This is a genomic window from Isoptericola sp. GX10416, from assembly GCF_056590155.1.
In genome coordinates this window covers 110,645-122,493 of the sequence record NZ_JBWPVO010000006.1, presented here as the reverse complement: position 1 = coordinate 122,493, position 11,849 = coordinate 110,645, and the positions used below count along the sequence as shown (strand labels likewise).

At 73.5% G+C, this 11,849-nt stretch carries 7 protein-coding genes; 3 read left to right on the top strand and 4 right to left on the bottom strand.

The window, feature by feature from the left end; genetic code table 11:
- Positions 1–5 precede the first annotated feature (5 nt).
- Together ACWAT2_RS10995 and ACWAT2_RS10990 are read left to right on the top strand one after the other, a co-directional pair.
- Positions 6–2,522, top strand: coding sequence for a glycosyl hydrolase family 95 catalytic domain-containing protein (locus ACWAT2_RS10995; RefSeq protein WP_402375716.1), 2,517 nt, complete (start codon positions 6–8; stop codon positions 2,520–2,522).
- 2 nt (positions 2,523–2,524) lie between these two features.
- Entirely contained in the window at positions 2,525–3,550 is a 1,026-nt protein-coding gene (locus ACWAT2_RS10990) for a LacI family DNA-binding transcriptional regulator (RefSeq protein WP_402375718.1), read from the top strand.
- A 22-nt stretch (positions 3,551–3,572) separates the two neighbouring features.
- On the opposite strand, the gene ACWAT2_RS10985 is transcribed toward ACWAT2_RS10990, so the two are convergent.
- The 3 genes from ACWAT2_RS10985 to ACWAT2_RS10975 are packed head-to-tail and all read right to left on the bottom strand — an operon-like array spanning position 3,573 to position 7,272.
- The gene (locus ACWAT2_RS10985; RefSeq protein WP_402375720.1) at positions 3,573–4,550 is read right to left on the bottom strand and encodes a carbohydrate ABC transporter permease; all 978 of its coding nucleotides are present in this window, start codon (positions 4,548–4,550) and stop codon (positions 3,573–3,575) included.
- The gene (locus tag ACWAT2_RS10980) at positions 4,547–5,608 is read right to left on the bottom strand and encodes an ABC transporter permease (protein WP_402375722.1); all 1,062 of its coding nucleotides are present in this window, start codon (positions 5,606–5,608) and stop codon (positions 4,547–4,549) included. Before ACWAT2_RS10980 ends, ACWAT2_RS10985 begins: the two co-directional genes overlap by 4 nt.
- Positions 5,605–7,272, bottom strand: coding sequence for a type 2 periplasmic-binding domain-containing protein (locus ACWAT2_RS10975; protein WP_402375724.1), 1,668 nt, complete (start codon positions 7,270–7,272; stop codon positions 5,605–5,607). Before ACWAT2_RS10975 ends, ACWAT2_RS10980 begins: the two co-directional genes overlap by 4 nt.
- A 303-nt stretch (positions 7,273–7,575) precedes the next feature.
- Between ACWAT2_RS10975 and ACWAT2_RS10970 the strand changes: the two genes are divergently transcribed.
- Entirely contained in the window at positions 7,576–10,533 is a 2,958-nt protein-coding gene (locus ACWAT2_RS10970; protein WP_402375726.1) for a glycoside hydrolase family 3 C-terminal domain-containing protein, read from the top strand.
- 3 nt (positions 10,534–10,536) lie between these two features.
- Here ACWAT2_RS10970 and ACWAT2_RS10965 read toward each other — a convergent pair whose 3' ends face one another.
- On the bottom strand, positions 10,537–11,805 hold the full coding sequence (locus ACWAT2_RS10965; protein WP_402375728.1) for an N-acetylglucosamine-6-phosphate deacetylase: 1,269 nt from the start codon (positions 11,803–11,805) through the stop codon (positions 10,537–10,539).
- Between the last annotated feature and the right edge of the window lie 44 nt (positions 11,806–11,849).

Below are 11,849 nucleotides of genomic sequence, written 5' to 3'. Positions count from 1 at the left end.
TCCCCATGCCCGGTGTCCAGCGTCGAACGGCCGCGCCCTCGCCCCCGCTCGCAGAGCGCTTCGCCACCGACTATCAGCCGCACCATGACGCGCTTCCTGAGGCTGCGGAAGGCCGCCCACCCCGGCCCGGCCCGAACGATCCGCCACGGGGAGACGACGAGCTCCATCGACTGTTCTTCGACACCGCGGCCACTCGATGGGTCGAAGCGCTTCCGGTGGGAAACGGCCACCGTGCGGCGCTCTGCGCCGGCCGCCCCGGGACCGAGCACCTCTGGCTGAACGACGTCGCCGCCTGGTCGGGGCTGCCTGGGCGTGACCCGCTCTCCGGGGTCGCCGCCCGCGGGCCCGCGCACCTCGCCGCGGTCCGGGCGGCTCTCGACGCCGGCGACGTGCGCCGCGCCGAGGAGCTCCTCGCCGAGATGCAGAGCCCCTGGGCACAGGCCTACCTGCCCCTGGCGTCCGCGGACGTCACGGTCCGGCCCGCCGACGGCGCGTCCGGTCCCCGCCCGGCCGACACCCGGCTGCACCGTCGCGAGCTCGACCTGCGCACCGCCGTCGCCCGCCACACCTGGTCGGCCACGGGGATCGGAGAGGTCACGCAGGAGACGTGGGCGGACGCCCGCGGCGGCGCGATCGTCCACGTGGTGCACGCCACCGAACCGGTCGAGCTGTCCGTCGAGCTCTCCAGCCTCCTGCGGCCGTCGACGGCCGGCGCCCACCCCTCGTCGGACCTGGTGCATACCTGGCACCTGCCGGTCGACGTCGCCCCTCCGCACGCCGGCCTCGACGAGCCGGTCCGCTACGACACCGCCCGCGGGCGGACCGGTCGGGTGACGGTGACGGCGCTCGACGACGAGGGCGCGCGGGTGACCGGCGGGAAGCTGCGCACGTCCGCCCGCCACCGGCACGTGCTCCGCATCGACACGTCGACGAGCGACACCGCCCCGACACCCGCGGACCAGGCCGGTGCACTCGGCGGCGAGAGCCTGGACGAGCTGCGGCGCGAGCACGTGGCCGCCCACGCCGACCTGTACGACCGGTTCGCCCTGTGGCTGCCCTCCGCCGACGGCGCCGCCGCGACGGCGACCGACGCCCGCGTCGTCGCGAACGTCGAGCACGCCGACCCCGGCCTCGTCGCCCTGGCCGTCCACTACGGCCGCTACCTGCTGCTGTGCTCGTCCCGCCCCGGCGGGGCGCCCGCCACCCTGCAGGGCATCTGGAACACCGAGCTGCCGGCGCCGTGGTCGAGCGCCTACACCACGAACATCAACCTGCAGATGGTCTACTGGCCCGCCGAGGTCACCGGGCTCGGCGAGTGCCACGAGCCGTTGCTGGACTTCGTGGGCCGCCTCGCCGCCGGCCCGGGAGCCGAGGTCGCCCGTGCCCTCTACGGCGCGGACGGCTGGACCTGCCACCACAACTCCGACGTCTGGGGGCACGCCGCACCCGTCGGGGACGGTCGCGGTGACGCCGCCTGGGCCGCCTGGCCCTGGGGCGGCATCTGGCTGGCGGACCACCTCGTCGAACGCCACCGGTTCCGCCCCGACCGCCAGCTCCTGCGCGAGGTCGCCTGGCCCGTCCTGACCGGCGCCGCACAGTTCTGCCTGGACTGGGTGCAGACCTCCGACGACGGCGCCCTGCACGCACGGACCACGCCGTCGACGTCGCCCGAGAACCACTTCACCGCCGCCGACGCGCACCCCGCCGCCGTGACGACGTCCGCCACCATGGACGTGGCTCTCGTGCGGCGCCTCGCGGACTCCTGCCGCACGGTGGCCGACGAGCTGGGCGCCGCACCCGCCTGGCTCGCGCGGCTCGAGGCCGTCGCGGACGCGCTGCCCGACCTCCGCGTGGACGCTCGCGGCGCGGTGGCCGAGTGGGCCGCGGACCTGCCCGAGGCCGAACCCGAGCACCGCCACCTGTCCCACCTGGTCGGGCTGTTCCCCTTCGACCAGATCGACCTGGAGACCACACCCGCGACGGCGGCCGCCGCCGCTCGCAGCATCGCGTTGCGCGGGCCGGAGAGCACCGGCTGGTCGCTCGCGTGGCGCACGGCCCTGTGGGCACGGCTGGGCGAGGCCGAGCTCGCCGCCGACCAGGTCCGCCGGGCGCTGCGCCCGGCCCTGGACGGGCACGGCGAGCGCGGTGGCGTCTACCCGAACCTGTTCAGCGCACACCCGCCCTACCAGATGGACGGCAACTGCGGTCTGACCGCGGGCGTGGCCGAGATGCTGGTCCAGTCCCACCGCAGGGCCGGCCGGTCCGTCCGGATCGACCTGCTGCCCGCCCTGCCCGCCGGCTGGCCCGACGGCAGCGTCCGCGGGCTGCGCGCTCGTGGCGGTGTCGTCGTCGACGTCGACTGGCGTGGCGGTCGGCTCACCTCGGCCGCCCTGCACGCCACCTGCGACACCGAGGTGATGATCACCCGGCCGGGAGCGCCGTCCACGACGGAACGGCTCCTGCGGGGCGCTACCGTGAGCCTCACCGGACCCGAGTCCGCCGCACCGACCGCGAGGAGCTGACCATGGCCACCATCGAGGACGTCGCCCGCGCGGCCGAGGTCTCGTCGTCCACGGTGTCGTACGTGCTGTCCGGCAAGCGGTCGATCTCCCCGCCGACCCGGCGCCGCGTCGAGCAGGCCATCGCCGAGCTCGGCTACCGCCCGCACATGGGTGCGCGGGCGCTGGCCTCCCGGCGGACCAGCGTCATCGGCCTCATGGCCCCGCTGCGGTCCGGGGTCGACGTGTCGGTCATCATGCAGTTCGTGGCCGGGGTGGTCTCGCGCGCCAAGGAGTTCGAGCACGACGTGCTCCTGCTCACCCAGGACGACATCGGCGGGATCGAGCGGGTGGCCGCGGGTTCCATGGTCGACGCGATCATCGTCATGGACGTCGAGGCCGAGGACCGGCGCATCCCCGTGCTCGGCGCGCTCAAGCAGCCCGCCGTCCTGATCGGCCTGCCCCGTGAGGCGGACGGCCTGAGCTGCGTCGACCTGGACTTCGAGGCGACCGGGCGTCTCGCCGCCCGGCACCTGCGGCAGACGGGTCACCGCGACGTCGCCCTCATCGGGTCCCCTCCCGAGGTGATGGCCCGGCACACCTCGTACGCGGACCGCGTGCACCGCGGCTTCACCGCCGAGTGCGACGAGAACGCGCTGACCGGCACGGTGGAGCCTTGCGAGCCCACGCCCGACGGCGCCCGGACGGCCGTCGACGCGTTGCTCGACCGCGCGCCGGAGACCTCAGGGTTCGTGGTGCACAACGAGCGGGCGCTCCCGCACGTCCTGGACCGGTTGCGCGAGCGGGGGCGGATCGTGGGACGGGACACCTCGGTGGTCGCCGTGTGCCCGCACGACACGGCGCTGGCGCAGCACGTGCCGATGACGAGCATCGACATCCCCGGCGAGGTGATCGGTGCGGTGGCGGTCGAGATGGCGATGACGCGTCTCGACGGCACCCACCCGTCCGAGACCCGGCTCCTCGCCCCGGTGCTCACCGAGCGCGGCAGCTCCGCCCCGGGGCCGTACGCCCGTGCCGAGGTCGACGTCTGACGCGGCGCCTCGCCCGCGCGGCTCACCCCTTGATGGCCCCGAAGATGACGCCCTTGGTGAAGTGCCGCTGGACGAACGGGTAGACCAACAGGATCGGGACCACGGCCAGCACCAGCACCGCCATCTTCACCGGCAGGCCCGTCACGGCACCCGTGGCGACGTCGACCTGCCCCGTACCCGACCCTGGCAGGGTCGCCCCCTGCAGCACGTACGAGCGCAGCACCAGCTGCAGCGGCCACTTGGCATTGTCGTTGATGTACAGCATCGCGTTGAAGAACGCGTTCCAGTACCCCACCCCGTAGAACAGGGCGACGACGGCGATCGCCGCCTTGGACATCGGCGTGACGATCTGGAACAGGACCCGCCAGTCCCCCGCCCCGTCGATCCGGGCGGCGTCGGTGATGGCGGGGTCGATGCCCATGAAGAACGACCGCAGGATGAGCACGTTGAACGCCGAGACCGCCGTCGGCAGGATCAGCGCCCAGTAGGAGTCGATCAGCCCCAGCGCCGAGACCAGCAGGTAGGTCGGGATCATCCCGGCGCCGAAGAACATGGTGATCAGCAGGACGAACAGCAGCGGTCGGTGGCCGAACGAGCCGGGCCGGGAGAGCCCGAACGCCGCCAGCACGGAGACGACCGTCGACAACAGGGTGCCGACCGCGGTGATGCCGATCGACACCAGCGCGGCCCGCGTGACGATGCCGCCCGAGAGGATCTGCTCGTAGGCCGCCAGCGACAGCTCGCCGGGCACCGTGACCAGACCGCCGGAGCGCGTGACGTCCGCCTGCGTCGAGACGCTCGTGAGCATGATCGTGTAGAGGGGGAACGCCACGGCCAGCACGATGAACGCCAGCAGGACCACCTTGCCGGTGAACCCGACCGGCCCCGGGGCCTCCTCCCAGACGGCCCGGTGCTTGGAGCGCCGACGACGGCGGGCCGCCGTCGGGCGCGAGGTGTCCCCGGCGGTTCTCGGGGACGGGACGTGTGTCGTGGAAGTCATGCGCGCTTGTACACCCCCGCCTCGCCGAACACGTGGGCGAGCTTGTTGGCACCGACGACGAGCACGAGCGAGACGATGCCCTTGAGGAGCCCGGCCGCCGCCGCGAAGGACCAGTCGCCGTTGATGACGCCCTGGTAGTAGACGAACGTGTCGAGGACCTCGGAGGCGTCCACGCCGACCGCTCCTCGTTGCAGGATGAGCTGCTCGAAGCCGACCGTCAGCGCGTCGCCGAGCCGCAGGATGAGCAGCAGGATGATGACGGGCCGCAGCGCGGGCAGCGTGATGTGCCAGATGCGACGCCAGCGGTCGGCACCGTCCACCACGGAGGCCTCGTAGAGCGCCGGGTCGATGGTGGACAGGGCCGCCAGGAAGATGATCATCCCCCACCCGGCGTCCTTCCAGACGCTCTGCATGGTGATGAGCACCAGGAACGTGTCTGGGTTCGTCATCAGGTCGAACCCGTCGTAGCCCAGGTCGGCCAGCCGCTGGGCCACGAACCCGGCGCCGCCGAAGAGCTGCTGGAAGACCGTCACCACGATCACCCACGAGAAGAAGTGCGGCAGGTACACGATCGACTGGATCGTGGTCCGCACCCGGGGCGTCATCACGCTGTTGAGCAGCAGCGCCATCGCGATGGGGATCGGGAAGAAGAAGACGAGCTGGAACGCCGTGATGAGCAGGGTGTTGCCCACCGCGTGCCAGAACGCGGCGTTGACGAACAGCCGCTGGAAGTTGTACCAGCCGACCCACTGGCTGTCCGCGATCCCGAGGAACGGCGAGTAGTCCTGCCAGGCGACGACGTTGCCCGCGATGGGCACGTAGGCGAACACGAGCAGCAGGAGCACGGCCGGCATCGTCATGATGATCAGTGACCGGTCACGGGCGAACCGTGCCCGCCACGAGACCTTCCGACGGGGCGGGGCGGTCGGGCCCCCGGTCGCGAGCGTCGGGGCGGCGGTGCCGGCCGCGGCGCTCGCGGCGGCCGGTGCGACCGTCGCGAGCGCCGGGTCGTCCGCGTCCCCCCGGCCGCGGACGTCCTGGGACGAGCCGTACGTCACTGCGCGTCCAGGATGTCCTGGTAGAACTGCCGCAGCTCGTCGCCGCCGGACGCTCGCCACGTCTCGATCGCCTCGTCCATGTCCGCCATCGACTTGCGACCGCGGGAGACGTCCTTCTCGAGATCCTCGAACGGGGCGTCCAGCGCGGCGAACCGGCTCGGCTCGCTGATCTGCATGCCGTAGAACAGCGGGTCGACGAGGTACTGCGCCGCGTCCGCCATCCACGTGCAGTAGTCCTCGACGAAGCCGGGGTACTGGACCTTGGTGTTCACCACGGGCGGGTCGACGAGGAAGGTGTAGGTGGGCTGCAGCTCGGTCGCGGCCAGGTCGGTCGCCACCGGCAGGCCGTCGCCGTCCGTCTCGTAGTGCACGCCCTCGACGCCGAAGTTGACGAGGTGGTACTCCTCGGTGCCGAACGGCGCCGCGAGGAAGTCGGCCACCGCGAGGAGCTCCTCGATCCTGGCCGGGTCGTCACTCTTCCGGAGGAACGAGAAGATGTTGGCCGGGGCGCTCTTGTAGAGGACCGGGGTGCCGCCGTCGGCCGCGATGGGAGCGAACGCCTGCTGGTCGTAGCCGGGGTTCGACTGGAGCTGGCGCGACAGCGCCTCGTGCCAGCCGCCCACGCCGTCGGTCGCGATGAGCGACTCACCCGACTCGAACCGCTGCTTGGACTCCTCCGTCTTGTCGGCGACCGCGTCCGGGTGGACGGCACCGGAGGCGTAGAGGGCGACGTGCCACTCCAGCGCGGCACGGTACTGCTCGGTCTCGATGCGGTGGACCAGGTTGCCCGCGTCGTCCTGCGTCCACTTCTCGGGGACGGCGAACATCATCGTGGCGGCGCCCCAGAGGTCCTCGCAGCCCCAGCGCTGCTCCCCGGGGCTCGTGAGCTCCTTGGCCAGGTCCAGCAGGCCCTGGGCGTCGGTGGGCTGGTCCGCGATGCCGAGCCCGTCGAGGATGTCCTTGCGATAGAAGATGGCGTTGTTGATGACCTCGCCGGGGAACGGCAGGGCGTAGAGCTTGTCGTTGAAGACGCAGAACTTCCACACGTCGGTGGGGATGTTGGCGAGGTTCTTGTACTTCTCGACGTTGGCGCCGGACAGGTACGGGGTCAGGTCCTCGAAGAGGCCCTCGACGGCCTCGGTGAACCGTGGCGGCACGTTCCAGGTGGGGATGCTGACCCAGTCCGGGACGTCGTCGGCGGAGGCCAGGACGGCGGCGAGCTTGTCACCGTAGGTGTTGCCGTCGGAGATCTGGAACCGGATGGTCGAGCCGAGCGCCTCGTTGACGGCGTCGTAGTACTGGTTGCCCTCCGTGGGCGGGATCGTGCCCCACAGCGGCGTCATGGCCGTGAAGCTGCTGCCGGCTCCCGGCGGCGCGGAGAATGCCTTGACCAGGTCGCTCGGGATGGAGGAGTAGCCGACCGTCGAGCCGTTGACGCCCGGGAAGTCGGGCGCGATGTACTCGATCGGCAGGTAGTTCGGCAGCACGCCGGTGCTCACCGCTCCTCCGCCACCGGCCGAGCCGACGGCTCCACCACCGCTGCTGCAGGCGGCGAGCAGCGACGGCGTACCGATCGCCGCGGCACCGAGTCCCATCAGGCCGAGAAACCCTCTGCGGCCGACCCGATACCGGGCCGGCGAGGTTCCGGGAGACTTCGTCGTCATGCGGACACTCCTTCGTGGACACCACGGCACCCGTTGGCGCCGTGCAGACAACTGCTCCGCGATTCTCCGTCGAAGCGCTTCGACATCGCAGCGTAGCCACCTCCACCGCCCCTGACAACACCTCGCCCGGAATCCGTGCGACGGCCGCTTGGCCGCACGGATGTTCGCGCGCCGGCCCGGACCGGCCGTGCCGAGAACCGAGGACGGCGTGACCGCGAGCCATGCCGTAGTGTCTGGCCACGCGCCCTACGGGCCCCCATGTTGTCGAACCGTTTCGATCTTGATGGAAAGGATCACGCCGTCGTGACCCACCCCTTCCGCGACCCCACCCTGCCGCTGGCCGAACGCGCGCTCGACCTGCTCGGCCGCCTCGACCCGGGCGAGCGCGTCGCGATGCTCCACCAGGTCTCTCCCGCCGTCGACCGCCTCGGCCTGGGCCCGTTCCGCACCGGCACCGAGGGCCTCCACGGCGTGGCCTGGCTGGGCACCGCGACGGTGTTCCCGCAACCGGTCGGCCTCGCCGCCACCTGGGACACCGACCTGCTGCGCCGCGTCGGGGACGCGGTCGCCACCGAGGTGCGGGCCAAGCACGCCGCCGACCCCACGGTCAGCCTCAACGTGTGGGCGCCCGTGGTGAACCCGTTGCGCCACCCCCGCTGGGGTCGCACCGAGGAGGGCTGGTCCGAGGACGCCCACCTCACCGCGCACCTGGGCGCCGCCTACGCGGCCGGGCTGCGGGGCAGCCACCGGGTGTGGAAGACGGTTCCGACCCTCAAGCACTTCCTCGGGTACGACCACGAGACGGACCGGGCGGCGACGAGCTCGAACCTCACCCTGCGCACGCTCCACGAGCACGAGCTGGCCGCCTACCGCGGGCCCGTCGAGGCCGGCGTCGTCGGCGCCGTCATGCCCGCCTACAACCTCGTCGACGGCCGGCCGTGCCACGTCTCCGGCGAGCTGCTCGACGAGCTGCGCCGCTGGACCGGCGGATCGCTCGACGGCTCGCTCGCCGTCGTCTCCGACGCTGCGGCACCCACCAACCTGGTCACCGGCGAGCGCTACTTCGACGACCACGTCACCTCGCACGCGGCAGCCTTGCGGGCCGGGGTGGACTCCTTCACCGACAACGACGCCGACGCCGGACCCACCGTCGAACGGATCACCCACGCCCTCGACCAGGGGCTCGTCAGCGCCGAGCACGTGGACCGGGCCGTGCTCCGGCTCCTCGAGCTGCGCCTGCGCACCGGGGAGCTCGACGGCGACGCCGACCCGTACGCGCAGATCGGCCCGGGAGCGATCGACCCGCCCGCGCACCGGGCGCTCGCCCGGGAGGCCGCCGCCCGCGCGGTGGTGCTGCTGCGCAACGCGGACGTGCTGCCCCTGGGCCAGCCGGCGGCACCGGGCCACGTCGCGGTCGTCGGCCCGCTCGCCGACCGCGTGCTCACCGACTGGTACTCCGGCACGCCGCCGTACGCCGTCGGCGTCGGCACCGCGCTGCGCGAGCGGTGGCCGGACGCCGAGGTCACCGTGACGACCGGCGCGGACGTCCTGGCCCTACGGTCGACCACGGCGCACGCCTACCTGACCGTCACCGACGACGACGAAGGCCCCGTGCTGGTGGCCGCGTCGCCCGACGCCGCACCCGCTACCCACCTCGAGGTCACGGACTGGGGGGACGGCCTGCTCACCCTGCGCTCGGTCTCGCACGACCGGCTGCTCACCGGGGCCGGATGGATCGTGCGTGCCACCGCACGGCGGGTCGGCGGCTGGGTCGCCCAGGAGAGCTTCCGCCGCCACCACCATGCCGACGGCAGCTGGTCCCTCCAGCACGTCGGCTCGGGGCGATGGCTGCGCGTCCAGCACGGCTCCGGCCTGGTCGTCGCCGAGGCGCACGGTGCCGCCGAGGCGGAACGCTTCACCGCTCGCACCGTCCGCTCCGGGCATGTTTCCGTCGCTGCGGCCGCCGCCCGGGCCGACGCCGTCGTCGTGGTCGTCGGCAACGACCCCCACCTGTCCGGCCGGGAGACGGAGGACCGACCCCATCTGCGCCTGCCCGACGCCGCGGTCGAGGTGTGGCGCACCGCCCGCGAGGAGCACCCCGACGCCGTGCTCGCGCTCGTCTCGAGCTACCCGTACGTGCTCGGCCCGGAGACCGCCGACGCCCGCGCGGTGCTGTGGTCCGCCCACGGCGGGCAGGAGCTGGGGCACGGGGTCGCCGACGTCCTCGTCGGCGACATGGAGCCCACCGGGCGGCTCGCCCAGACCTGGCCCGCGGCCGAGACCGACCCCGGCGACCTGCTCGACCACGACCTCGCCGCCCAGCGCGCCACCTACCGGTACGCCGACGCGGAGCCCGCCTTCGCGTTCGGCCACGGACTGACGTACACCACGGTCGAGTACACCGGCCTGGCCGTCGAGCGGCCCGACGTCGACGCCCCCGGACCGACGCACCGGCACCCCGCGTACGGGGACGCGCCGTCCGACCCGGAGCACGCGGTCCAGGTGCGGGTCTCCCTGCGCAACACCGGCGCACGACCGGCGCACGAGCTCGTCCAGCTCTACGCGCTGCCCGGCGAGCTGCCCGTCCCCGGCCCGCGGCGCGTGCTCGTCGCCCACGACCGCGTCGTGCTGGCGCCGGGTGAGGCCCGCGAGGTGACGCTCGCCTTCGACGTCGCCCGGCTGGCCGTCTGGGACGTCGCCGAGCAGGTTCCCGGTGCCCCCGCGGACTGGGTGCACGTCGGGGCGCTGCGGGTGCAGCCCGGCTCGTACGCCCTCGCCGCAGGTCCGTCGGCCGCCGACCTGCCGGTCCGGTCCACCCTGCGCGTCACCGGTAGCGGCCCGCGCACGCGACGGATCGCCGACGGACCCCTGCACGGCCATGCGTTCCACACCGGCAGCGGCGTGGTCGTGGGCGACCTGAGCCGGGAGTCCGGCGCCTGCGTCGAGACGCCGGCCGGCGCCGGCTCCCCCGGCGTCGTGCGGTACGACGGCGTGGACCTCGCCGGGTGCAGCGTCCTGCGCCTGCGTCTCGCGACCCGACGACCGGCCGCGTCCCGGGTGGATCTGGCCTGGCGTCCTGCCGGCGACTCCGGGGCGCCGTGGCTGCCGCTCGCGTCGGTCGCGGCGCCCCGACCCACCGGCAGCGACGCCCGCTACCGCTGGCAGGAGACGTCGGTCGCACTCGGGGACGCCCCCGCCGGGCCCGTCGACCTCCGCGTCACGCTGCCACCAGGGACGCGCCTGGCGACGATCAGCGCCTGAGGCTCAGACCCTCCGACCGCCCCGGCACACGTGCTGCACCACGAGCTCCCGGTCGGTCACGAGGAGATCGGCGCGGCGGCCCGCGACCAGACCGCCGACGTCGTCGAGCCCCAGCACCCCAGCAGGCACCCACGACGCGCACCGCACCGCCACCGCGAGCGGGACGCCCGCCGCGACCGTGGCACGGACGACGTCGACGAGGTGGGCGGTACCGCCGGCGATGGCTCCACCCTCGGGGTGGTCGGCGTCGACGACGCGCGCGACGCCGTCGGTCACGGTGACCGACATCGGCCCGAGGTCGTAGGCACCGTCCGCCATGCCGGCCGCTGCCATGGCGTCGGTGACGAGCGCGACCTGGTCGACGCCCACGGTCTGGAGCAGGGTGCGGACCAGCGCCGGGTCGAGGTGCACGCCGTCCGCGACGAGCTCCACGACGAGGTTCCCGCTGCGCGCGGCGGCGAGACAGGCCGGGATCGGTCCGGCGTCGCGGTGGTGCAGCGGCCGCATGGCGTTGAACAGGTGCGTCGCCGTCATCCGGCGCGGCACCTCGGCGGCACGCAGCCGCGCGACGACCTGGGCGACGAGATCCTCGGCCTCCTGCGTCGTCGCGTCGGTGTGACCGATCGACGGGACGACGCCGGCACGCACGAGCGCGTCGGCGACCCCGCCGGCCCCGGCGACGCCCTCGACGTCGGGAGCGATCGTCATCGTGCGCAGGTGACCGCGGGAGGCCTCGGCCAGCTCGCGCACCAGCGTGACGTCACCGGTCAGCAGGTGCGCGGGGTCGTGGGCGCCGCGGCGGGCGGGCGCCAGGAAGGGTCCCTCGGCGTGGATCCCGGCGATCTCCCCGTCGTCGGCCAGGTCCGCGAGGACGGCGGCCCGCGCCAGGAGCGTGGCGCGGTCGGCGGTCACCAGCGAGGCGAGCATCGTCGTCGTGCCGTGCCTGCGGTGCTCGTGGACGGCGGTCATCGCCTCGTCGTACGTCGTGGCGTCCGGGAAGCTCGCGCCACCGCCACCGTGGTCGTGCAGGTCCACGAGACCGGGGAGGACGTACGTCCCCGGCGCCGGCTCGTCGGCAGCCCGCACGGCGTCGCCCACCCCGGCCGCGGCGGCATCCTCCAGCGGGCCGACCCACACGATGCGGTCCCCCGCGACGACGACGGCGGCGTCGGGGACGAGGGCCGTCGGCGTGACGACGTCCCCACGGACGGCGAAGACCGCCGGTGCGGAGGGCGTGTCGGTCGGCGGCGGCGGAGGAGGTTCGAGGGCCATCCCTCCATCCTGCACCACGGCGGAGTGGTTAGGTAGCTTTCCTG